At 66.4% G+C, this 22,376-nt stretch carries 17 protein-coding genes; 6 read left to right on the top strand and 11 right to left on the bottom strand.

All coding sequences use genetic code 11. From position 1 onward, the window contains the following. Nucleotides 1-139 precede the first annotated feature (139 nt). The gene (locus ACGLHR_RS18420; RefSeq protein WP_400095721.1) at nt 140-691 is read left to right on the top strand and encodes a hypothetical protein; all 552 of its coding nucleotides are present in this window, start codon (nt 140-142) and stop codon (nt 689-691) included. 405 nt (nt 692-1,096) lie between these two features. Beyond that, nucleotides 1,097-3,151 (top strand): NAD(+) synthase, encoded by a 2,055-nt coding sequence (locus tag ACGLHR_RS18415; RefSeq protein WP_400095759.1) that lies wholly within the window; start codon nt 1,097-1,099, stop codon nt 3,149-3,151. A gap of 27 nt (nt 3,152-3,178) precedes the next feature. Here ACGLHR_RS18415 and ACGLHR_RS18410 read toward each other — a convergent pair whose 3' ends face one another. The 3 genes from ACGLHR_RS18410 to ACGLHR_RS18400 all read right to left on the bottom strand — a co-directional run bounded on the left by ACGLHR_RS18410 (nt 3,179) and on the right by ACGLHR_RS18400 (nt 5,865). After that, a complete protein-coding gene (locus tag ACGLHR_RS18410; protein WP_400095719.1) occupies nt 3,179-3,709 on the bottom strand; it encodes a DUF3016 domain-containing protein in 531 nt (176 codons plus the stop codon). A gap of 76 nt (nt 3,710-3,785) precedes the next feature. Beyond that, nucleotides 3,786-4,769, bottom strand: a complete 984-nt coding sequence (locus ACGLHR_RS18405) for an NAD(P)H-quinone oxidoreductase (RefSeq protein ID WP_400095718.1) — start codon at nt 4,767-4,769, stop codon at nt 3,786-3,788. A gap of 133 nt (nt 4,770-4,902) precedes the next feature. Continuing rightward, nucleotides 4,903-5,865 carry a LysR family transcriptional regulator gene (locus ACGLHR_RS18400; RefSeq protein WP_400095717.1) on the bottom strand — a complete coding sequence of 321 codons (963 nt, stop codon included), beginning with the start codon at nt 5,863-5,865 and terminating at the stop codon, nt 4,903-4,905. Between the two features lie 125 nt (nt 5,866-5,990). On the opposite strand from ACGLHR_RS18400, the gene ACGLHR_RS18395 reads away from it, so the two are divergent. Beyond that, nucleotides 5,991-7,232: an MFS transporter gene (locus tag ACGLHR_RS18395; RefSeq protein WP_400095716.1), complete on the top strand. Its 1,242-nt coding sequence runs from the start codon at nt 5,991-5,993 to the stop codon at nt 7,230-7,232. 283 nt (nt 7,233-7,515) lie between these two features. Here ACGLHR_RS18395 and ACGLHR_RS18390 read toward each other — a convergent pair whose 3' ends face one another. The 8 genes from ACGLHR_RS18390 to ACGLHR_RS18355 all read right to left on the bottom strand — a co-directional run bounded on the left by ACGLHR_RS18390 (nt 7,516) and on the right by ACGLHR_RS18355 (nt 17,952). After that, on the bottom strand, nt 7,516-9,009 hold the full coding sequence (locus tag ACGLHR_RS18390; protein WP_400095714.1) for a carboxylesterase family protein: 1,494 nt from the start codon (nt 9,007-9,009) through the stop codon (nt 7,516-7,518). 4 nt (nt 9,010-9,013) lie between these two features. Next, nucleotides 9,014-10,351 carry an MFS transporter gene (locus ACGLHR_RS18385; RefSeq protein WP_400095713.1) on the bottom strand — a complete coding sequence of 446 codons (1,338 nt, stop codon included), beginning with the start codon at nt 10,349-10,351 and terminating at the stop codon, nt 9,014-9,016. Between the two features lie 20 nt (nt 10,352-10,371). Then, on the bottom strand, nt 10,372-11,283 hold the full coding sequence (locus ACGLHR_RS18380; protein WP_400095712.1) for a porin: 912 nt from the start codon (nt 11,281-11,283) through the stop codon (nt 10,372-10,374). Nucleotides 11,284-11,618: 335 nt separating this feature from the next. Next, complete coding sequence (locus ACGLHR_RS18375; protein WP_400095711.1) at nt 11,619-12,551, bottom strand: LysR family transcriptional regulator; 933 nt, start codon at nt 12,549-12,551, stop codon at nt 11,619-11,621. Between the two features lie 109 nt (nt 12,552-12,660). After that, a complete protein-coding gene (locus tag ACGLHR_RS18370) occupies nt 12,661-14,040 on the bottom strand; it encodes an MFS transporter (RefSeq protein WP_400095710.1) in 1,380 nt (459 codons plus the stop codon). Between the two features lie 223 nt (nt 14,041-14,263). Continuing rightward, the gene (locus tag ACGLHR_RS18365) at nt 14,264-15,835 is read right to left on the bottom strand and encodes a benzoate-CoA ligase family protein (protein WP_400095709.1); all 1,572 of its coding nucleotides are present in this window, start codon (nt 15,833-15,835) and stop codon (nt 14,264-14,266) included. Nucleotides 15,836-15,932: 97 nt separating this feature from the next. Further along, nucleotides 15,933-17,477 (bottom strand): 3,4-dehydroadipyl-CoA semialdehyde dehydrogenase, encoded by a 1,545-nt coding sequence (locus tag ACGLHR_RS18360; RefSeq protein ID WP_400095707.1) that lies wholly within the window; start codon nt 17,475-17,477, stop codon nt 15,933-15,935. 10 nt (nt 17,478-17,487) lie between these two features. After that, complete coding sequence (locus ACGLHR_RS18355; RefSeq protein WP_400095706.1) at nt 17,488-17,952, bottom strand: DUF4863 family protein; 465 nt, start codon at nt 17,950-17,952, stop codon at nt 17,488-17,490. 89 nt (nt 17,953-18,041) lie between these two features. Here ACGLHR_RS18355 and ACGLHR_RS18350 point away from each other — a divergent pair, with 89 nt between their 5' ends. The 3 genes from ACGLHR_RS18350 to boxB all read left to right on the top strand — a co-directional run bounded on the left by ACGLHR_RS18350 (nt 18,042) and on the right by boxB (nt 22,308). Beyond that, complete coding sequence (locus tag ACGLHR_RS18350; protein WP_400095705.1) at nt 18,042-19,016, top strand: helix-turn-helix transcriptional regulator; 975 nt, start codon at nt 18,042-18,044, stop codon at nt 19,014-19,016. Nucleotides 19,017-19,133: 117 nt separating this feature from the next. Beyond that, a complete protein-coding gene (gene boxC / locus ACGLHR_RS18345) occupies nt 19,134-20,792 on the top strand; it encodes a 2,3-epoxybenzoyl-CoA dihydrolase (RefSeq protein ID WP_400095704.1) in 1,659 nt (552 codons plus the stop codon). An 88-nt stretch (nt 20,793-20,880) separates the two neighbouring features. Continuing rightward, nucleotides 20,881-22,308 carry a benzoyl-CoA 2,3-epoxidase subunit BoxB gene (gene boxB, locus ACGLHR_RS18340; protein ID WP_318235951.1) on the top strand — a complete coding sequence of 476 codons (1,428 nt, stop codon included), beginning with the start codon at nt 20,881-20,883 and terminating at the stop codon, nt 22,306-22,308. Nucleotides 22,309-22,376 lie beyond the last annotated feature (68 nt).

The raw sequence follows: 22,376 nt of genomic DNA, 5'->3' as shown, positions 1-22,376 counted from the left end.
AGGGCGCTTATTAGGCGCCCTTTCAAAACCGGCCCCGGAGTCTGAGCACTGACTGTTTGGCACTCCGCTTGCGCGGGCGTGGCCAGGAGAAGACCTCACCGGGGATTACCGGGCGAGTATAGCAAACGCGAAATAAGGCATGCAAGACTTCTACCCCGCACTCGTGAAAACCTTCTCTACGGCCCGGTTTAATGCGTATCACGATAGCGACGGCACGCCTCTGAACCTGGATGTGGTGGCGCGATACGCGCACAACATGGTCGTCTCACAGAGGCTGAACCCCGCTCTGCACATCTTTGAGGTCGGGCTGCGGAACAACGTGCATCAGGCATTCAGGACGCACTTTGCTGACCCCGAGTGGTATGACAAACCGGGCCTGCTGGGCGTCAAGCAGCAATCGCAACTTGCGGTCGGGCGGGGCAAGCTCAGTGCCGCCAACAAGGCCGATACACCAGACCGCCTGGTCGCAGAGTTGACGCTTGGATTCTGGGTCGGATTGTTCTCCAGCAACTACGAGCACCACCTGTGGCGCGCCAACGTCTCGCTGCTGCAAGCAGTTTTCCCGCGAGCGCCGCGTCACGCTCGGAACAGAGCCCACATCAGCAGAGTGCTCAACCTGTTGAGAGATTTGCGCAACCGGGTTGCCCACTGGGAACGCGTGGCTCACAACCCTAAGCTCAACAATCTTTAGCGGGATATCGACCGCGTCGTAGGTTGGCTGTGCCCTGCCGCGCGGCGCCTGCTCGAACAATGCGATACCTTCGATGAGGCGGTCGGCGAAATGGCTGCCGCAACGGTACGTGCCACCGTCGGGGCATGTTTTGAGTTCGAGGAAATTCGCAGCCTATGAGCGCTTTCGCCTTTGTGGTCCACGTCAACCGATAATTGTTGGATGAATCCTGCTTGAAAAAACCACTTTCGCCGGGCTTGGCGCTGCTGTTGCGCCCCTGGACAGCCGGCCCCATCCGAACACACTCCAGCACCGCTGGCCGCGCGCGTCGTAGAATTGCGCCATATACCGCACAACCCACTTCCCCGCTCGGCTTGCGCCGGAAGCGCTGCGCCGCGCAGTGCAAGGATGATTGACATGACTGACATGAAGAACCCGTTCCTCAATATCTACGCCCATGGCTTTGCCCGCGTGGCGGTAGGCGTGCCGGTGTGCCGCGTGGCCGACCCGGCCTTCAATGCCGCCGAAACGATCGCGCTGGCCAGGGATGCCGCCAGCCAGGGCGCGGCGCTGGTGGCCTTTCCGGAACTGGGCTTGTCCGCCTATACCTGCGACGACCTGTTTCATCAGCGCGCCTTGCTCGATGCCTGCGAGGCGGCCCTGGCGGACATTGTCGATGCATCAAAGACGATTGCCACCACGCTGGTGGTGGGGCTGCCGCTGCGGGTCGAGCATCAGCTGTTCAACTGCGCGGCGGTGGTATCCGGCGGGCGGATCCTTGGCGTGGTCCCCAAGACTTACCTGCCGAACTACTGGGAGTTCTACGAGGCGCGACAATTCAGTTCGGCGGACAGCGCGGTAGCCACCGAGGTGCTGCTCTGCGGCAGCAAGGTGCCGTTCGGCGCTGGCCTGCTGTTTGAAGCGCAGGACGTGCCGTTCTTGCGCTTCCATGTGGAGATCTGCGAGGACGTGTGGGTGCCGATTCCGCCGTCGTCGTTCGCGGCGCTGGCGGGCGCGACCGTGCTGGTGAACCTGTCGGCCTCCAACATCGTCGTCGGCAAGTCCGGCTACCGGCATCAGCTGGTCAGCCAGCAGTCGGCGCGCTGCCTGGCGGCGTACCTGTACAGCTCGGCGGGCAAGGGCGAGTCGTCCACTGACCTGGCGTGGGACGGGCAGGCGCTGATCTACGAGAACGGCGAGCTGCTGGCCGAGTCCGAGCGCTTTGCGGACAGCTCGCACCTGACCTTTGCGGATGTCGACCTGGAGCGCCTGTCGCGTGAGCGCATGCACCAGACCACGTTCGGCCACTCGGTGCGGCGCCATGGCGCGGAGGTGGCGAAGTTCAAGGTGATCCCCTTCGCCATGAACATGGCGCTGGACAAGCCACTGCCGCTGCGCAGGACGGTGGAGCGATTCCCCTACGTGCCGTCCGACGCGCGCCGGCGCGACGAGCGCTGCAGCGAGGTCTACAACATCCAGGTGCAGGCGCTGGTCCAGCGGCTGTCGGCCAGCGGCATCTCCAAGGTGGTGATCGGCGTCTCTGGCGGGCTGGATTCCACGCACGCGCTGCTGGTGTGCGCCAAGGCCATGGATCGGCTGAAGCTGCCGCGCACCAACATCATCGGCATCACCATGCCGGGCTTTGCCACCAGCGACCGCACGCTGCTCCAGGCGCGCAAGCTGATGGAGGTGGTGGGCTGCGTGGCGAAGGAGATCGACATCCGGCCAAGCTGCGTCGAGATGCTCAAGGACCTCGGCCATCCCTACGCGTCCGGCAAGCCCGTGTACGACGTCACGTTCGAGAACGTACAGGCGGGCGAGCGCACCAACCATCTGTTCCGCTTTGCCAATCACAGCCACGCCATTGTGATCGGCACCGGCGACCTGAGCGAGCTGGCCCTGGGCTGGTGCACGTATGGCGTGGGCGATCATATGTCGCACTACAACGTGAATGGCAGCGTGCCGAAGACGCTGATCTCGCACCTGGTCCGCTGGGTGGCAGAGACCGGGCAGATCGGCAATGCCGGCTCCGACGTGCTGCTCGACGTGCTCGGCACGGAGATCAGTCCCGAACTGGTGCCGGGCGACTCCGCCGACGCGCCCCAGCAGAAGACCGAGAATTTCATCGGCCCGTATGAGCTGCAGGATTTCAACCTGTACTACACGCTGCGGTTCGGTTTTACGCCGACCAAGATCGCGTTCCTTGCCCTGAGCGCATGGGGCGACCGCGACAAGGGCAACTGGCCCGACGGGCCGGACGTGGTGCGCAACGTGTACAAGGTCGCCGACATCAAGCGCAATCTGCGCATCTTCCTCGACCGGTTCTTCCGGACCAGCCAGTTCAAGCGCTCGTGCGTGCCGAACGGGCCCAAGGTGGGGTCGGGTGGCTCGCTGTCGCCGCGCGGCGACTGGCGGGCGCCTAGCGATTCGGAGTCCGTGGTGTGGATGAAGGATCTGGAGCGGGTGCCGGACGAGATTTGACCGAGCCGGGGTGGCTGTCGACTCTGGCTATCGCCCGACGACGCGCTTGACGATGCGCTTGTCGAACCAGTCATCCAGCATGGCCTTCTCGTAGCGCAGCGGGTCGCTGCTCGCGTAGATGTTCACCGACATCATGAAATTCATGTCGACGAGCCGGTCTTCGCCGCTGGCCAGTACCTGGTCGCCACGGCTCAGGGTGTAGCGCAGCGTCATGCGCGGCCAGGTGATGTCCCGCACCACGCGCAGATCCTGGCCGCGCAAGCGCAGTGGCTCGAAGCGGCCCGCCAGGTCGATGTCGAGCACTTCGATCCTGAGCGTGTCGTCCCGCGGCAGCTTGCGCTCGGCCAGCCGGTCCAGGTGCTGCCGTATATCGTGCTCCACGGCGGCGAGGTCTCTCTCGCTTGCGTACGCGTGGCTGTATGCGGCGTCGGTGTAGCTTTCCGGATTGACGAAGGAGACGGAGAGACGGCCGTCGGGCGGCGCGGCAAGCGCGTTGACGCCAAACAGTGCCGCGGCGGCAAAACACAGGTCCTTGCGCATTGCAACCTTCCGTTCCATGACGAACCTATCGGGTTCGACACCGGACGGGGAACGCTTGTTCCGGGCTGGGCCAGCCCCCTATGCTTGCCCGCTCTCACGCGATCGAGAGAACGATCTTGCCGACGCTCTGGTTCGACTCCATGCGCCGGTGCGCATCGGCTGCCTGCGCCAGCGCAAAGACGCTGTCGATCACCGGCACCAGGCCGTTCTGCCCGAAGCCATCCAGCCAGCGCTCGCCAAAGCGGCGCGTCATGGCGTGCTTGACGGCCGCCGGCCGGGATTTCATCACGGTGCCGATGATCTGGAGATGCCCGAACAGCACCCGGTCCAGCGGCAGCACGCCGCCTTCGGTGCCGCCCATGATGCCGACCTGGACCAGGCGGCCGCCATCCGCCAGCGAGCGGACATTGCGCTCCAGGTAGGGCGCGCCCACGAAGTCGATCACCACATCCACGCCGCGCCCGCCGGTGGCCTCGGCAACGGCTTTGGCGAAATCCACCGACTTGTAGTCGATGCCCACATCCGCGCCAAGCGCGCGCACGCGATCCAGCTTGCTGGCGCCGGCGGTGGCGAAGACCTTTGCGCCGATGGCATGCGCGAGTTGCACCGCCGCCGAGCCGACGCCGCCGCCGGCCGCGTGGATCAGCACCGACTCTTCGGGCGCAAGGCGGCCAAGGTGGATCAGCGCCTCATGCGCCGTAACGAACACTTCCGGAATCGCCGCCGCGTGGACGTAGTCGAGGCCGTCCGGAATACGCATGGCCATCCGGTGGTCGATGCGCGCGACTTCCGCGTAAGCGCCACCACCCACAATGCCCATCACGCGATCGCCGGCCTTGAAGCCCACAGCCTCGGGGCCCACGGCGATCACTTCGCCGGCGATTTCCAGGCCCATGATGGCCGAGTCGCCGAAGTTGGCCCGGCCATAGCCGCCGCGCCGGTGCGTGAGGTCGGCGCGATTCACGCCCACCGCGTGATTGCGCACGAGCAGGTCATGCGTGCGCAGTTCGGGCGCCGGCGCCTCGGCCAGTTGCAGTACGCCGGCATCGCCGAATTCGTTGAAATCGATGGCTTTCATGGTTTTTTTGCTGCGGATGACATGGAACCTCGCAGCATATGCCTGCACGTGCGCCGTGATAATGGGCTGAATGTCGGCAACGCTTTTGCGTGGGGCGCAAAACTGCGGCCTGAGCGCTTTGCGCGCAACGCATTCAGCCTGCCATCGCGGTCGGCACGGCCTGCCGCATCGTTTCCACAAAGCGGCGCAGTTTGGCGGGATAAAAGCTGGCATAGGGATAGATCAGGTACATGGGCAGCGACGACGCGCGCCACTGCGGTACCAGGTGCAGCAAGCGGCCTGCGGCGATATCGTCCGCCAGCAGCCACGCGGAGGCAACGCAAACGCCCAGGCCCATTACCGCCGCGCTGCGCAACGCATACAGGCTGTCGGTGCCCACGCGCGGGCGAAAGGTCAGCCGCTGGCTCTCTCCCGTGGTCGCGTGGGTCAGCGACACCTCGTTGCGGTAGAAGGCGCGCAGCGACAGCCACGGCAGCCGTGCCAGCTCGTTGGGGTGCGACGGCATCGCCGCGCCGTCCAGCACCGAGGGCGCCGCCACGACGATGCGGGGCACCTCGCCCAGCCGGATCGCTACCACCGACGGGTCGCTCACCTCGCCAACGTGGATAGCGCAGTCGATGCCCTCGGCAATGAAATCCGGGGTCTGGTCATGCAACAGCCACTCCACCGTCACCCGTGAGTGACGGCGCAGGAATTCCGCCAGCGGCCCGACCAGTTGCTGCTGGCCGAAGGCATGGGGCACCACCACCCGCAGCGTGCCCTCGGGCTCGTCGCCGGCGCCGCGCAGGTCCGCCTCGAACGCCTCCCAGCCCGCCACCAGCTCCTTGGCGCGGTCGAAGCAGCGCTCGCCATCCTCGGTGAGCTTCATCGCATGGGTGGAGCGCTGCAGCAGGCGCAGGCCAAGCGAGCGCTCCAGGCTTTGCAGGCGGCGGCTGATGGTGGGCTGGGTGGTGCCCAGTTGCGCGGCCGCCGCCGACAGGCTGCCGGCTTCGACGATCCGCACGAAGGTCTGCATCAGCTCGATGCGGTCGGCAGAGGGAGCCGAGGGGGCAGAGGGGGCGGAGGGGGCGGCTGGGGCGGAGGGCTGCGGTTTCATGGTTTGTGGCTTGGCGGCTCTTGGTCATGCGCCCGGCGTATAGGCATTGTGCGAAGTGTAGTACTACCGCGTGCCGTGGGCCACCGGCAAACTCCAGCCATGTTTTCAATCTGAGGGCTAACGCGATGTCTTCCATTCAAGCTACACATACAACCGCTGCCGCGCACACAGCGCACACGGCGGATTCCCCCGCCACCGGCTTGCCTGCACGGCTGGTCCTGCTGCTTGCCGCGGGCGCCGGCCTTGCCGTGGCGTCGCTGTACTACAGCCAGCCCATGCTTGGCGTGCTAGGCCCGGAAATTGGCGCGTCCAACCGGGCAGTCGGCCTGGTGCCCACGCTCACGCAGCTAGGCTATGCGCTGGGCATCCTGCTGCTGGCCCCGCTGGGCGACCGCTACGACCGCCGGCGCATCATCCTGGCCAAGGCCGCCGTGCTCAGCGTCGCGCTGCTGGCCAGCGGCGCCGCCTCCGGCATCGGGCTGCTGCTGGCCACCAGCCTGGCGATTGGCCTGGCCGCGACGATGGCGCAAGACATCGTGCCGGCCGCCGCCACGTTGGCGCCAGACCGGGGCAAGGTCGTCGGCACCGTGATGACCGGGCTGCTGCTCGGCATCCTGCTCTCGCGCGTGCTCAGCGGGTTTGTGGCGGAGCACTTCGGCTGGCGCATCATGTTCGTGATCGCGGCGGCCAGCATCGCGCTGATTGGCCTGGTGGCCGCGCGCGGCCTGCCGCGCTTCAAGCCCACCACGCACCTCGCATACAGCGCGCTGCTGGGCTCGCTGGGCAAGCTGTGGAAGAAGCACGGCGCGCTGCGCCGGGCGACGCTGTCGCAGGGGCTGCTGTCGATCGGATTCAGCGCATTCTGGTCGACCCTGGCCGTGATGCTGCACGGCGCGCCGTTCCACCTGGGCAGCGCGGCCGCCGGCGCGTTCGGCCTGGCCGGTGCCGCCGGCGCGCTCGCCGCACCGCTGGCGGGCCGCCTGGCCGACCGCAAAGGCCCGGAGCTGGTCACCCGCCTGGGCATCGCGCTGACCGCGATCTCGTTCGCCGGGATGCTGCTCTCGCCGCTGCTCGCACCGCACGCACGGCTGTGGCTGATCGCGGCCAGCGCGCTCGGCTTCGACCTTGGCGTGCAAGTGACGCTGGTCGCCCACCAGACCATCGTCTACGGGATCGAGCCCGGCGCCCGCAGCCGCCTCAATGCGGTCCTGTTCGTCGGCATGTTCGTGGGGATGGCGGCCGGCGCCGCGCTGGGCAGCCTGCTGCTGGCGCGCTGGGGCTGGATGGCCGTGACGCTGTTGTCGACCGCGACGGCAATCGGGGCGCTGGTTGTGCGGATGTGGCCGGGGGCGCGGCTGGCCCGGTGAGGTCTTCCCAGCCGTAAATGAAAGGAGCCCCGCCAGCCAGGGAAAGGGCATGGCGGGGCGAAGGTACGGTGCTAGGGGCCACTCACGTACGGGGACGAGTCTGGGGCAGGGAGCGCGCGTCGAATGTCTGTCGCCGCACAGAATGAGGCCGGCACCAGCCGCCAGCTGCATCGCGTGGAGAAGATACCCGGCCACGCGCCAGCAAGTCGACAATGCGCCTTGCATGGCGTCTATCGTGGGGTCGGACACGACCGGATCCTGCGCGGGCAGTGCGCGACCCGGATCATGGCAGGCGCCAAGCGGCAAGCAAGGGGTGCCACGCCATCCAGCTAGTGCCGTGATCCTTGAAGTCTGCGATACGTGGCTCGGCGACATCGAAGGGCAGCCACGTGGCACCGGACAGCGTTGCCGGCTTGCCCGTCCTGGCAAAGCTTGATATCCCCAGGCGGAACTCGGCGCCCACCTTCTCGAACGTTTCGTCGGGGATGTTCGCCATCATGGGGGCATCAAGCCAGTCGTTGCGGTTGCCGAACAGGAAAGGCAGTTCCAGGCAGTGCGGGCTCATGAGATTTGGCACACGGCTCTGCACGCTGAACCGGTACGGATAGACCGGCTTGCCGGCGGTGGCGAACGCGCTTGCGATCTCGCGTGCCGCGGCGCCGAACAGGCGATACCCGCTCGCATCGACCAGCTGGGTGTACGGCGTGTGATCCGGGCGCGCGGCGGCAAAGGCCGCGTAGTGCTTCATCGCGTCCGCCCCGAAACTGGTCTCGAACCATGCCTTGACCTGCGGCTCCGTGGCATGCACTACCTCGGGCGCCGCCGCCATGAAGGCGGCATTCTCGTCCGCCGTGAAGCCCAGCAGCGACGACGACACGTGTGCCTCCCTGGCCGCGCGCGGCAGGTCGAAGAGCCAGTCGGGGACCAGGCCATCCTCTGCCACCGGCCGGAAGCCGACCGATACCTCGCCGAACCTGGCACGTGCGCGCATCAACTGGCTTTGCGCGGCAAGGATGCCCGTGACAGACAATGCGCCGATGTCTTGCTCGCCTGCGGCGTCGAGCAGCGCGAGACTGGTCCGATATGCGTCTTCGGGCGCCAGCGGCGGCAAGGCCGGCAGGCTGAACATGGCATTCCTGTGGAGCAGCCCTTTCGACGCAGGGCTGACGCCAAGCAACCAGGCGTAATAGGCCCCGGCCGACTGGCCGCCCACCGTGACGCTCGCCGGATCGCCGCCAAACCGGCTGATATGCTCCTGCACCCACTCGAGCGCGCGGATCAGGTCGCGAACGGCGCGATTGGCGCCGCGCGCATCGCGGGCATCCGTGAAATGTCCTAGCGCGCCAAGCCGGTAGTTGACCGTTACCACAACCATCCCGCTTTCCCTGGCCACGCGCTCGCCGTCATACCATGCGGCCGTGCCGCCGCCGCTGAGAAAGCCGCCACCGTGGATAAAGACGAAAACGGGCCGACGCTGCGCATCTTGCGGCGCCCACACATTGAGGAGGAATGCGTCTTCGGATTGCGGGCTGCGGTCGATGCCGTTGCCCATGACATTAGCCAGCCGCGAAGGCGCTTGCGGGAAGACGGCGCCGGGCGCGGTGGCATCGCGTTCGCCAGTCCACGCGGACGGCGGCTTCACTTCGGACAGCCGGTTCCCGGGCTGGGCCCGATCACCATATGGCACTCCGCGAAACGCAAAGACGCCATCTGACGCCTCGCCACGGATGGCGCCGGTGGACAAGGACAACACGACGGACTTCTCTTTGACATGCATGGGATCAGACTCCAGGTTCACGCAATTTACGAAAAAGGAACGGTACGATCGCGGCGCACACCAGCACCGTGGCGCTGACGGCCGCGATGATCTCGGCCAGTCCCACGCCGGAATTGATCAACAGCCCGACGGAGCCCGCGCCCGCCAGCGAACCGATGCGGCCTAGCGCGCTGGCCCAGCCCGCGCCCACGGAACGTATCTGCGTGGGGTAGGCAGCAACCGCCACGGCGTTGAGCACGACGATAGGTCCGCTGATCAAAAAGCCCGAGCAGAACACGGCGATGGCGTACCTTGCGGTGGCATCGGGCGAGGCGATCAGGAGCGGGCTGGCCGCACCGATCAGCAAGGCGATCCCGATAAACTTCAACGGCGCGATGCGCCGGATGGCGAAGGCACCTACCACCGCGCCAACCAGGCCGCCAAACTGGAATAGCGTTGCCGTCCCGGACGCAACGGCAACGCTCTCCCCGCTGCTCTTGATCAAGGTGGGCAACCAGCTGGCGATGACGTAGAAGCTCCCCAAGATCAGGAACATCAGCAGCCACAGCAGCATCGTGGCCGACCTGTACTGCGAACCGAACAGCTGCGCCACGCTCCCCTTCGTGATCTCAACCGAAGGCGTTGGCGTCTTGAACAGCGCTGTGCCAGCCTGGGACGCACCTAGCCTGGCAAGCGCGGCGGCGATCCGGTCCGAAGCGGCGCCAATCTGCACCAGGAACTTTGGCGATTCGGGCAGGAGCGCAAGGATGGCGGGGACGAGCAGGAGCGGCCCGATGCCACCGAGGAGAAACAGCCCCTGCCAGCCGATCGCATCGATCAGTTGCCCGGTCAGGAATCCCGCCACGGCCGAGCCGAACAGGAATCCGCAGAACACGCCGGAAAGCGCGGATGCGCGCCGGCGGGCCGGCAGCAACTCCGCCAGCAGCGCGGCGACGGCGGGCATCGCCACGCCGACGCCCACGCCGGTCATGAATCGCCAGGCCACCAACTGGACCAGCGACGCGCTGAACGCGCAGGCGAGCGTGGCGAGCGCAAAGGCGAATGTGCCGGCAACGAGCACAGGCTTTCGTCCTCGCGTATCCGCAACGCTCCCCGCGGTGATGTAGCCAAGCAGCAGCCCGAACATGCCCGCTGCGATGGCAGCGGAGATCTCGGCCGGCTTCGCGCCGAAGTGCGTGGCAATCTGCGGCGCTATGAAGCCGATGATGGCCGCATCGAAGCCTTCGAGCGCAACCACGGCAAAGCAGATGGCGACGATGCTGCGGCGACGCCGGTTGGGCGGGATGTTGTCGATCACCTCGGAGATATCCTGGGGATCGACGCGCAATGGGGGATTCTTCATGGCTGGCTCTCCTTGTCCGCTCAGAATGCGTGCTCGATAAAGAGCCCGGACAGCACCTGCTTGCTGTTGTCCGACGGGCCGGCGGCGCCGTTGATAAACGCCTTGGCGTCCGCCCCCGCAATCGTCGCTTCGTCGATGTTCCACTTCGCCCCCAAGCCCATCGTCTGGAAGCGTGCGTGGCTGGTCGGCGTGCCGCTATCCCTGAAATCCGTATAAACGGCGGCGGCGCCATAGCGCGGGGTTTCATAGAGAGCGCCAAGGCTGTAGGTGCTGCCGTCGTGGATCGAGCTGGTGCGCTCGCCCAAGGCATACATCGCGCCAAGCTTGAGTGGCCCGAACTGCTTCGTGTACTTCATCGCATTGGCCAGCGCTTCGCCGTTGGTCCGGTCCGCGTCGAATGAACCGATGCGAGCTGGGCTATAGACGCCGCCGAAGTTCAGGAAGGGCCCCTGCGGACTGCCCCAGATGCCGCCGAACCATGAGCCGCTGAAGCCAGGAATCGTCAGGTAGTCGAACATGAAATCGCGGGTGTATCCCAGGGCCAGGTCGCCCAGCGAGCCGCGCAGCCCGACAATGGCGTTGGTGTTGAAGAGTTGCCCGACCGTCTGGCCGTTGTTCGCAAAGAATCGGCCAGCCAGCCTGAAATAAGCCGCCATATCCTGCGACAGCGTTTCGGATCCGTTCATGGCGATGTAGTTGGGCCGGTACGGAGCGGAGTCGACGCCGTAGCGGGACGCTCCACCGACGTTCGACGTCATGGTGGGGCCCGCCGCTACCAGGCCGCTGAGCGAAATGCCGTTGGGTTGCGCGGCCCCCGCATTGGGCGCCACGCCCAGTGCGGTTGTCGCCAGGCTTGCCAGGCATAGCTGGCGCAGATGGGCTCGCGGAAATGCACTCCCCGGGATGGCGGGCCTACAGCCTCTCTTCGTCATCGTTTCCTCCTTTCGTGGATTGGGTTGGATCCGCTCAGCGCATTGCGCGGCGACCTCTTTTCTGTCCGGCCAAGACGTGCCGCATAGGCGATGTCTTTACCCGTCGCCGATGGTAGAGCGAAGCCGGAGCGGCAGGACATGACGAATTTGAGAAGCCTCATGCGTAGGTCGCATGGCCTCACGCAGGCAGCCGATATGTTTGAGAAAACTTGAGGAAGATTGAAAGAAGGAAGGCGAACGCGTGCCCCGGCGCTGGAAGGCCGCAAGGGCAGCAGTGCGCTGCGGGTGTGATTGACGGCGAGTCGGGGTGCCCGCAAACGGGACGAGCCGGATGCTCAGGGGTTGCCGGCACCCCAGGATGACTCGACCACGCGCCGCAGGCTGAGGATGAAGCTGCGCATCTGTCGCGTGCTGGTCCGGTCGCGCCGCCAGATGGCCGATAGCGGACCAGGGCTGAGGTTAAACGACAGCGGGAGGATGCAAACCTCATTGTGCGCGGCCATGAAGCGTGCCGCGCTTTCCGGGAGTTGCCACAGGAAGTGGCCGCGCGAGATCAGCTCGCGCCCTAGTTCCAGCGAGAGCGCGCCCACGATCTCAGGGGCCGGGAGACCGGCTTCCCGGACTTCATTCACCAGCATTTCGCGAAAGATGCTTCCTGGTGGCGCGGAGATCCAGGGGTACTGGACGCACGTAGCGAGATCGACATCCTGCCTGGCCAGCGGATGATCCGGTGCGCATGCAAGCACGATGCCGTCATGCACCAGAGTGGCAGTCCGGTAGGTTTCCGCGCTCTGGCTTCTCGGGGTGCGGCTGATGAGCAGGTCGATAGCGCCTGCATCCAGCTTCTCGATCAGGGCCTCGTGCGACCCGACCTCTACCGTGATCTCCACGCGAGGATTCGCCTGCCTGAACAGCAGGATGGCTTCCGCTAGCGGCCACCTGCTGAACATCGAAAAGCAACCCAGGATCATATTGCCGAGATCGCCCCTGGCGATGGCGCCCAGATCCGCCTCGGCCTTGTGGAAGCCGCTCAGGAGCAATGCCGCATGGCGGCACATCGCGGTCCCGAGCGCCGTGGCGATCATGCCCTTCGCGGAGCGCTCGAATAGCTTTCCGGCAACGATCTCCTCGACCTCGGAAACTGCGCGGGAGAGGCCGGACTGCGTCATGTGCAATTGCTCGGCGGCCTTGGACAGGTTTCCAAGCTCCGCGACGGAGAGAATGATCTCCAGATGCCGCGTCCGAAGCTTTCCGCGAAATGGGGTCATTGTTGGGTTTGAATGCACGTTCGGGATGCGCCCCCTCAATCCGGGCGACGGGAACCGCGATCTTACCCGCAAGTGCCGCCGAGGCGGCGCCTGCGCCGCGCGCGCCCAACTACGAGGTTGTGCCTGACCCCGCCACCAGCGCTACGGGTGCCACATGCCCTGCCTTGCCATCTCCATGCTGCGCCGACGCCGAGCGCCGATGATCGATCAGCAGAACCGCCATCATCGCGATCACCGCAGGAATGGCGATGGCCACGAAGTTCTGCTGCAGCGGCAGCGACATGCCCACCAGCGCGCCGATCACGATCGGCGCCAGGATGGCCCCGCTGCGCCCGATGCCCGAAGCCCAGCCGATACCCGTGGCGCGGACCGCCATCGGGTAGAACTGCCCCGCATAGGCGTAGGTGACGATCTGCGTGCCGATCGTCGACGCACCGGCCAGCGCCACCAGCACGAACAGCAGCGCGGTGGGCACCGGGTAGCCCAGCAGCGTGATGGATACCGCGGCCAGGGCGTACATGCCGACCAGTACGTATTTGATATTGAAGCGGTCCGCCAGCCAGCCGCCGCCGATGGCGCCGACCATGGCGCCGAAGTTCAGCACCAGCACGAAGGTGAGCGCCGAGCCCAGGCTATAGCCTGCGCCGGCCATCATCTTGGCCAGCCAGGAGCTGAGCGCGTAAACCATGAACAGGCACATGAAGAACGCCACCCAGAACATCACCGTGGAAAAGCCGCGTCCGTCCTGGAACAGTTTGCCGATGGGCGCATCGCCGGCCTTGTCCCCGGCGGGCAGGGCGAACTGGTCGCCGGGCTGGGGCTGGTAGCCCGGCTCCAGGCGGGAGGCGATGTGCTTGAGCGCGTCGATCTGGCCCGATTTGATCAGGAAGGGCATGGACTCCGGCAAGGATCTCAGGATGACCGGGATCAGCAGCGCCGGCAGGCCGGCGGCCATGAAGACCGATTGCCAGCCGTAGTTTTCAATCATGCCTTTGCCGAGCAGGGCGGCCAGCATGCCGCCGACCGAGTAGCCGCTGAACATCAGCGTGACCATGGTCCCGCGAAGCTTGCGCGGCGAGTATTCGGTCATCTGCGCCACCACGTTCGGCATCACGCCGCCGATGCCCAGGCCGGCCAGGAAGCGCGTGACGCTGAACGTGACGGGATCGCTGGTGAAGCCCGCCGCCGCGGTGAAGACGCTGAACAGCAGGATGCAGATGGCGATGGCGCGGCGCCGCCCGATGCGGTCGGCCACGGTGCCCATGAAGATCGCACCGAACATCATGCCGAACAGCGCGGCGCTGACCATGAAGCCGGCGCTGGTGGCGTCCACGCCCATGCTCTTCATGATCGACGGCAGCGCGATCCCCACCACGGCCAGGTCATAGCCGTCGAAGATGATGATCAGCGCGCACCAGAGCAGTACCAGGCCGTGGAAGCGGTTGAAACGGGCCTCGTCGGCCAGCTTGTGGACATCGATTTGTCGCATGCTTTGTCTCCTTGTGTTTTTTGGTGGTTTGCCCCCACCTCTCCCGCGCAGCGTATGAGGGGCTGGGGGAGAGGGCGGGCGCCCGCTATGCCGTGGTGCTGTCAACACCGTTGGCTTCGCTTCAAGGGGCTCCTGGCCAAACCGCCCCTCTCCCGAACCCTCTCCCCATGAGGGGAGAGGGAGTGACAGCCGTCGTCATGGCGAACGGCTTTGGCCTATCTGCTCAGGCTGGCGCGCCTTCCAGCTCGCGCAGCCTGAAGCGCTGGATCTTGCCCGTGGCCGTCTTGGGCAGTGCGGCAACGAACTCGATGACGCGCGGGTACTTGTAGGGCGCGAGCCGTTCCTTGACGAAGGCCTTCAGCTCCGCCTCGCTGACCTGTGCACCGGCCTTGAGGACCACGAATGCCTTGGTCTTGGTGAGGCCGGCCGAGTCCGGCACGCCGATCACGGCGGCTTCGAGCACCGCGGGGTGCTGCGCCAGCGTGGCTTCCACTTCGAACGGGGAGACATAGATGCCGCTGACCTTGAGCATGTCGTCGCTGCGCCCGGCGTAGCTGTAGCTGCCGTCGGCGTTGCGCGCGTACTTGTCGCCGCTCTTGGTCCAGCCGCCGCGGAAGGTCTCGCGGGATTTCTCCCGGTTGCCCCAGTACATCAACGCCGCGCTCGGACCCTGGATATAGAGGTCGCCCACATCGCCGTCGGGCACGGCGTGGCCGTCTTCGTCGCGCAGCTCCACCGCATAGCCCGGCACCGGCCAGCCCGTGGTGCCATAGCGAACCTGCCCGGGGCGGTTGGACAGGAAGATATGCAGCATCTCCGTGGAGCCGATGCCGTCGATGATTTCGCAACCGAAATGCGCGGTGAAGCGCTCGCCCAGATCGGCCGGCAGGGCCTCGCCGGCGGAGGAGCACAGGCGCAGCGAGACCTGATCGCGCGCTGGCAGCCCGGGCGCGGCGAGCATGCCCGCGTAGCCGGTCGGCGCACCGAAGAACACGGTCGGCTGATAGTCCAGCCAGCGCTTGAACGTGGCCTCCGGGGTTGGCCGCTCGGCCATCAGCACGACCGTGGCGCCCACGCTGAGCGGGAAGGTCAGGCCGTTGCCGAGCCCGTAGGCAAAGTAAAGCTTGGCGGCCGAGAAGCAGATGTCGGCCTCGCCCAGCGAGAGTACGGGCTTGGCATAGAGCTCGGCGGTCCAGTACGGGTTGCCCTGGCTGTGCAGCACGCCTTTGGGGCGTCCGGTGGAGCCTGACGAATAGAGCCAGAAGCCGGGGTCGTCGGGGCCCGTGGCCGCCGGCGCGGACAGCGGCGCGTGGCGCTCGATCAGCGCATCGAGCGCGACCATGCCATCGGCCAGCGGGGCGGTTGGCTGCGAGACGATCACGGTGCCGGCTTCGTGGCCGCCCTGGGCGATGGCCTGCTGCAGCACGGGCAGCAGCGTGCCCGATACCAGCACGGCCTGCGCGCGGCTGTGCTGCAGCATATAGGCGTAGTCGTCGGCGGTGAGCAGCGTGTTGACCGCCACGGGCACGATGCCGGCGTACATCGCGCCGAGGAAGCACACGGGCCAGTCGTTGCCATCGTGCATCAGCAGCAGCACGCGTTCTTCGCGATGGATGCCGAGGGCCTGCAGCGCGGCGGCAACGCGGCGGATGCGCTCGGCCAGCTCGCCGTAGCTCATCGTGCCGTGGTCGTCGATGTAGGCGGTCTTGCCGGGCCGCTGCGCGTTGCACGCGATCAGGTGCTGGGCGAAGTTGAACGGCGTGCCGGGCGGCTGGACTTGTGGTTCGGCGGTCATGCTTGTCTCCCCTTATGGGTGCATCGATGGATCGATGCCTCGGTGGGTTTGCCTCTTTGGCGCTGTATAGGCGCTGTATAGGCGCTAGATGGATGCGCTACAGCTGTGCCAGCACGTTGGTGCTGGCCTGCACGGCGCTGCGCCGATGATAGAAATTCAGCGCGCGCGGCCCGCCTAGTTCTTCGCCGCCACCGGCGCGGCCGGGCCCGCCGTGCAGCGATTGCGGCATGACGTTGCCGTGGCCGGTATGCAGCTGGGCCACCTCGGGAGAGATCACGTGGACGCGGCCGTGGCTGTCGGCCAGTTCCACCGCGGCGGCGGCCAGCGCATCGGCATTGCTGCCGTATAGCGATGCCACCAACGAACCCTGGCCCCGGCGCACCAGCGCCAGCGCATGCGCGCTATCGCGGTAGGGCACCAGCGTGGCCACGGGGCCAAACACCTCGGTGTCGTGCACGCGATCGGCGGCATCCGCGTTGCGCGCACCCAGCAGCGTGGGCCCGATGCAGCAGGCCACGGCCGGATCGGCATCGACCAGCGCGTGCTTGGCGCCGTCGTGCAGCACCTCGGCTTGCACCTGCAGATAGGTGAGCCCATCGCGCACGGACGCGAGTTGCGCCCGGCTGACCAGCGCGCCCATGCGCACCGATTCATTGCGGGGATTGCCCACTGTGATCTTGGCCAGGCGGGCGCCGATGGCGTCGGCGGCAGCGCCATACAGCGCCTCGGGCACGAAGATGCGGCGGATGGCCGTGCATTTCTGCCCGGACTTGACGGTCATCTCCCGCGCGGCCTCCTTGGCCAGCAGGTCGAACGCTTCGCTGCCGGCGGCCTCGCCGGGCAGCAGCAGGGCCGAGTTGACGCTGTCGGCCTCGATATTGACGCGCACCGAGCGCTTCGTCACCGCCGCGTGCGAGCGGATCAGCGCGGCGGTCTCGGCCGAGCCGGTGAAGGAGACCACGTCGAACGGCTGCAACTGGTCCAGCAGCCCGGCCGCGCTGCCGCACACCACCGACAGCGCGCCGGGGGGCAACACGCCGGCATCCACCACGTCCCTGACCATGCGCTGGGTCAGCCAGGCGGTGGCCGTCGCGGGCTTCACGATCACGGGCACGCCCGCCAGCAGTGCCGGCGCGGCCTTTTCCCACAAGCCCCAGCTCGGGAAGTTGAAGGCGTTGATCAATAGCGCCACGCCACGCGTGGGCACCAGCACATGCTGCGACTGGAACAGCGGGTCCTTGCCGAGCCGCGCCGCATCGCCGTCGATCAGGTAGCGCCGGTCGCCCAGCGCGTCGCCGAGCTTGGAGTAGGTGCCGAGGGTAAAGATGCCGCCATCGATATCCACGGCGGAATCGTTGTGCACGGTGCCGCTGTTGGCGGTGGCGATCTCGTAATAGGCATCGCGGTTGGCCTGCAGGATCTTGACGATGGCGGCCAGCATGGCGGCGCGCTCGCGGTAGGTCATGGCGCGCAACGCGGCGCCGCCTTGCTCCCGCGCAAAGGCAAAGCCGGCGGCAAGGTCCAGGCCGGTGGCGTCCACGCGCACCAGCGCATTGCCCAGCACGGGGTCGGACAGCGTTGCGCCGGCACCGGAGCCGGCTTGCCAGCGGCCGCCGAGATAGTTGGAGAGCAGTTCGGTCATGGAGGGGATCTCAGCGGGTGAAGTCGATGCGGCCTTCGGGCAGCAGGTAGAGCACGAGCGCGCGGCCATGGCTGACGGTGGGCCGGTGCGCGCTGCCTGGCGGGCAGACCAGCCAGCCGGCGGGGCGGCCGTCGAACTCGGCGGTGTCGTCGATCGGCATGATCAGGTCGATCTCGCCGTTGGGGTGCGCGTGATGCGGGCCGGCGATGTCTGTCATGTCGACCACATCGACGGAGAAGCCGTGGAGGTCCTCGGCCGGCTTGAAGATGCGGCCATAGCGGATGCCGCCACCTTCGCGCTCGCACAGCCAGCCCTCGGCCACGCCGGCCAGGCATGCGTCCTTCAGTTCGGAGTACGTGGTGCTGCCTGCGCCATGCTCGGCATTCAGCCAGGTATCCAGGGCGGCATCGAGAGGGCGGCCGGCAATGCGGGCCGTGAGCCGCGCGATCTGCTCGCGGAATTCGGTTGGGGACATGAAAGGGGCTCCGTTGGACTTAGCCGGGTTGCATACCCGCGCTCCATGCATTATTGTGCATGTGTGAAACATAGAGCCGCGAAGAAACCATGTCAAGCACTATATTGCATGTTCCCGGGTTAACGCGGGAGGCTGCTGACGAGCACGACGCCGATGCCGCGCAAGGCAACGGCAGCGCCACAGAAGCGGGCGGGGCCGAGAAAAACGCCTTTCTCGTCGCATTGGGCGAGCGCGTGCGTGAGCTCCGCTCGCGCCGTGGCTTGACCCGCAAGGCCACGGCGCTGGCCGCGGGTGTGTCGGAGCGGCATCTGGCCAACCTGGAGTACGGCAGCGGCAATGCGTCCATCCTGGTGCTGCTGCAAATCGCCTCGGCGCTGCACTGCTCGCTGGCCGAGCTGCTTGGCGATGTGTCCACCTCATCGCCCGAATGGCTGCTGATCCGGGAACTGCTGGAACACCGCGACGAAGGCACGCTGCGCCGCGTGCGCATTGCCGTTGGCGAGTTGCTCGGCACCGGGGGCGGCAACGCCGCGCGCAGCCCGCGCGTGGCGCTGATCGGGCTGCGCGGCGCCGGCAAGTCCACGCTGGGCGGCATGCTGGCCGAGGAACTGGGCTTTCCCTTTGTGGAGCTCAGCCGCGAGATCGAGAAGTTTGCCGGCTGCAGCATCTCGGAAATCCAGGGGCTGTACGGCATGAACGCCTATCGCCGCTACGAGCGGCGCGCGCTGGAAGAGGCCATCCAGATCTATCCCGAAGCGGTGATCGCCACCCCCGGCGGCCTGGTATCCGACCCCGCCACCTTTAACCTGCTGCTGGCCCATTGCACCACGGTGTGGCTGCAGGCGAGCCCGGAAGATCACATGAACCGCGTGCGCGCCCAGGGCGATTTCCGGCCGATGGCCGCCAGCAAGGAGGCCATGGAAGACCTGCGCCACATCCTGGCCGGCCGTGCCGCCTTCTATTCCAAGGCGGATTTCAGTGTCGACACCAGCGCCGAGCCGCTGGACTCCACCTTCCTGACGTTGCGGGAGCGGGTCCGCTACGCACTGCAGTTGCCGCTCTGACTCTTTTGTGGGTAGATGCACAATATTGCTTGACGGATTTTTAGTGCATGAACTATAGTTCGTTCACTAACACCCGATCCATGCACTATTGTGCTTCATTGCTGAGGAGACACAGCCATGACTACCGCCCCCCGCGTCGAATACCAGACTGACCCGTCCCAGTACAAGCACCTCAAGCTGACGTTCGACGGCCCCATTGCCACGCTGGCGGTAGACATCGATGAGAACGCCGGCCTGCGTCCCGGCTACAAGCTCAAGCTCAACAGCTACGACCTCGGCGTCGACATCGAGCTCAACGATGCGGTCAACCGCATCCGCTTCGAGCATCCCGAGGTGCGCACCGTGGTGGTCACCAGCGGCAAGGACAAGGTGTTCTGCTCCGGCGCCAATATTTTCATGCTGGGCGTCTCCAGCCACTCCTGGAAGGTGAACTTCTGCAAGTTCACCAACGAGACGCGCAACGGGCTGGAAGACTCCTCCAGGCACAGCGGACTGAAGTTCCTCGCCGCGGTCAATGGCGCCTGTGCCGGCGGCGGCTATGAGCTGGCGCTGGCCTGCGACGAGATCATCCTGGTGGACGACCGCTCCTCTGCCGTGAGCCTGCCCGAAGTGCCGCTGCTGGGCGTGCTGCCCGGCACCGGCGGGCTGACCCGCGTGACCGACAAGCGCCATGTGCGCCACGACCTCGCGGATATCTTCTGCACCACCACCGAAGGCGTGCGCGGCCAGCGTGCCAAGGACTGGCGCCTGGTGGACGACATCGCCAAGCCTGCTGTGTTCGCGCAGAAGGTACAGGAGCGCGCCCTGGCCCTGGCCGCGCAGAGCGACCGCCCGGCGAACGCCAGCGGCGTGGCGCTGACCCCGGTCGCGCGCACGCTGGAGGCCGACGCGCTGCGCTACACCCACGTCACCGTAGAGATCGACCGCGCGGCGCGCAAGGCTACCTTCATCGTGAAAGGCCCATCTGCCACGCAGCCCACGAGCGTCAGCGCCATCGCCGAGGCCGGCGCCGCCTGGTACCCGCTGCAACTGGCGCGCGAACTGGAAGACGCCATCCTGTCGATGCGCACCAACGAACTCGAGATCGGCACCTGGCTGATCAAGACCGAAGGCGATGCCGCCAACGTGCTGGCCATGGACGCCACGCTGCTGGCCAACAAGGATCACTGGCTGGTGCGCGAGACCATCGGCCTGCTGCGCCGCACGTTCTCCCGCCTGGATGTGTCCTCGCGCAGCCTGTTCGCGCTGATCGAGCCGGGCTCCTGCTTTGCCGGCACCTTCCTTGAGCTGGCACTGGCGTGCGACCGCAGCTACCACCTGGCGTTGCCGGACGACGAAGCGCGCGCGCCCAGGATCACCGTGGCCGAGACCAATTTCGGGCTGTACCCGATGGTGACCGGGCAGAGCCGCCTGGGCCGGCGCTTCTATGACGAGCAACCGGCGCTGGACGCGGTGCGCGCCAAGGCCGGCCAGCCGCTGGACGCCGACGCCGCATTCGCGGTGGGCCTCGTCACCGCCAACCCGGACGACATCGACTGGACCGACGAGGTGCGCATCGCGCTGGAAGAGCGCGCGGCCATGTCGCCGGATGCGTTGACCGGCATGGAAGCCAACCTGCGCTTCAACGGCCAGGAAAACATGTTCACCCGCATCTTCGGGCGGCTCACCGCCTGGCAGAACTGGATCTTCCAGCGCCCCAACGCGGTGGGCGAGAAGGGCGCGCTCAAGGTCTACGGCAAGGGTGACAAGGCCGCGTTCGACTGGAACCGCGTCTGACCTGCAATCCTGCAATCGCACACGAAGCCTGACCCGAAGCCGAACCCGAACACGCCGCATCCAACGCATAGCCAGCCCGGAGACCATGATGTCCAGCATCAACTACAGCGACAAGATCCCCAACAACGTCAACCTCAGCGAAGACCGCACGCTGCAGCGCGCGCTCGAGCAATGGCAGCCCAACTACCTGAGCTGGTGGAACGACATGGGCCCGGACGGCTCGCAGGATTTCGATATCTACCTGCGCACCGCTATCAGCGTCGACCCGCAGGGCTGGGCGCACTTTGGCCACGTGAAGATGCCGGACTATCGCTGGGGCATTTTCCTGAACCCCGCCGAGGCCAACCGCAAGATCCACTTCGGTGACCACAAGGGGGAAGACGCCTGGCAGGACGTCCCCGGCGAATACCGCGCCAACCTGCGCCGCATCATCGTCACGCAGGGCGATACCGAACCCGCATCGGTGGAGCAGCAGCGCCACCTCGGCCTGACCGCGCCGAGCATGTACGACCTGCGCAACCTGTTCCAGGTCAACGTGGAAGAAGGCCGCCACCTGTGGGCCATGGTCTACCTGCTGCACAAGTATTTCGGCCGCGACGGCCGCGAAGAAGGCGAAGCGCTGCTGGAGCGCCGCAGCGGCCAGCAGGACAACCCGCGCATCCTGCAGGCGTTCAACGAACAGACCCCGGACTGGCTGTCGTTCTTCATGTTTACCTACTTCACCGACCGCGACGGCAAGTTCCAGTTGTGCGCGCTGGCCGAGAGCTCGTTCGATCCGCTTGCCCGCACCACCAAGTTCATGCTGACCGAGGAAGCGCACCACATGTTCGTTGGCGAGAGCGGCGTGTCGCGCGTGATCCAGCGCACCTGCCAGGTGATGAACGAGCTCAAGACCGATGACCCGGCCCGCCTGCGCGCCGCCGGCGTGATCGACCTGCCGACCATCCAGCGCTACCTGAACTTCCACTACAGCGTGACCATCGACCTGTTCGGCGCGGATGAGTCGAGCAACGCCGCCACCTTCTACAGCACCGGCCTCAAGGGCCGCTACGAGGAAGGCAAGCGCACCGACGACCACGTGCTCAAGGGGCAGACGTACAAGGTCCTGCAGGCCACCGGCGGCCAGCTGGTCGAGAAGGAAGTGCCGATGCTCAACGCGCTCAACGAAGTGCTGCGCGACGATTACATCAAGGACAGCGTGGCCGGCGTGGACCGCTGGAACCGCGTCATCGACAAGGCCGGCATCCCGCTGCGCCTGAAGGTCCCGCACAAGGCGTTCCACCGCAATATCGGCGCACTCTCCGGCGTGAAGATCTCGCCGGATGGCCGGGTGATCTCGGATGCGGAATGGAAAGCCAACGTCGACCAGTGGCTGCCGAGCGAGACCGACCGCGCCTATGTGGCGAGCCTGATGGGCCGCGTGGTGGAACCCGGCAAGTTCGCCGGCTGGATCGCGCCGCCGGTGATGGGCATCAACCGCCAGCCGGTGGATTTCGAGTACGTGCGCTTCAACTGAGCGGCACGCAAGAAGACAGTGGCGCGAGGGCTTGCGGGCCCCACGCCCGAAGGCCCCGGCCACAGGGG

The sequence above is a fragment of the Cupriavidus sp. CuC1 genome, assembly GCF_044627735.1.
Classification (GTDB): domain Bacteria; phylum Pseudomonadota; class Gammaproteobacteria; order Burkholderiales; family Burkholderiaceae; genus Cupriavidus; species Cupriavidus ulmosensis.
The sequence above is the reverse complement of the archived record's forward strand: the minus strand, read 5'-3'. Positions and strand labels throughout refer to the sequence as shown.

What these genes read in the sequence shown, in the direction of transcription:
- ACGLHR_RS18400 (WP_400095717.1), bottom strand. Translation starts at nt 5,865, where the DNA reads ATGAAACCGCAGCCCTCCGCCCCAGCCGCCCCCTCCGCCCCCTCTGCC.
- ACGLHR_RS18380 (WP_400095712.1), bottom strand. Translation starts at nt 11,283, where the DNA reads ATGACGAAGAGAGGCTGTAGGCCCGCCATCCCGGGGAGTGCATTTCCG.
- ACGLHR_RS18355 (WP_400095706.1), bottom strand. Translation starts at nt 17,952, where the DNA reads ATGTCCCCAACCGAATTCCGCGAGCAGATCGCGCGGCTCACGGCCCGC.
- boxC (WP_400095704.1), top strand. Translation starts at nt 19,134, where the DNA reads ATGACTACCGCCCCCCGCGTCGAATACCAGACTGACCCGTCCCAGTAC.
- ACGLHR_RS18375 (WP_400095711.1), bottom strand. Translation starts at nt 12,551, where the DNA reads ATGACCCCATTTCGCGGAAAGCTTCGGACGCGGCATCTGGAGATCATT.
- ACGLHR_RS18370 (WP_400095710.1), bottom strand. Translation starts at nt 14,040, where the DNA reads ATGCGACAAATCGATGTCCACAAGCTGGCCGACGAGGCCCGTTTCAAC.
- ACGLHR_RS18385 (WP_400095713.1), bottom strand. Translation starts at nt 10,351, where the DNA reads ATGAAGAATCCCCCATTGCGCGTCGATCCCCAGGATATCTCCGAGGTG.
- ACGLHR_RS18365 (WP_400095709.1), bottom strand. Translation starts at nt 15,835, where the DNA reads ATGACCGCCGAACCACAAGTCCAGCCGCCCGGCACGCCGTTCAACTTC.
- ACGLHR_RS18360 (WP_400095707.1), bottom strand. Translation starts at nt 17,477, where the DNA reads ATGACCGAACTGCTCTCCAACTATCTCGGCGGCCGCTGGCAAGCCGGC.
- ACGLHR_RS18415 (WP_400095759.1), top strand. Translation starts at nt 1,097, where the DNA reads ATGAAGAACCCGTTCCTCAATATCTACGCCCATGGCTTTGCCCGCGTG.
- ACGLHR_RS18350 (WP_400095705.1), top strand. Translation starts at nt 18,042, where the DNA reads ATGTCAAGCACTATATTGCATGTTCCCGGGTTAACGCGGGAGGCTGCT.
- ACGLHR_RS18395 (WP_400095716.1), top strand. Translation starts at nt 5,991, where the DNA reads ATGTCTTCCATTCAAGCTACACATACAACCGCTGCCGCGCACACAGCG.
- ACGLHR_RS18390 (WP_400095714.1), bottom strand. Translation starts at nt 9,009, where the DNA reads ATGCATGTCAAAGAGAAGTCCGTCGTGTTGTCCTTGTCCACCGGCGCC.
- ACGLHR_RS18420 (WP_400095721.1), top strand. Translation starts at nt 140, where the DNA reads ATGCAAGACTTCTACCCCGCACTCGTGAAAACCTTCTCTACGGCCCGG.
- ACGLHR_RS18410 (WP_400095719.1), bottom strand. Translation starts at nt 3,709, where the DNA reads ATGGAACGGAAGGTTGCAATGCGCAAGGACCTGTGTTTTGCCGCCGCG.
- ACGLHR_RS18405 (WP_400095718.1), bottom strand. Translation starts at nt 4,769, where the DNA reads ATGAAAGCCATCGATTTCAACGAATTCGGCGATGCCGGCGTACTGCAA.
- boxB (WP_318235951.1), top strand. Translation starts at nt 20,881, where the DNA reads ATGTCCAGCATCAACTACAGCGACAAGATCCCCAACAACGTCAACCTC.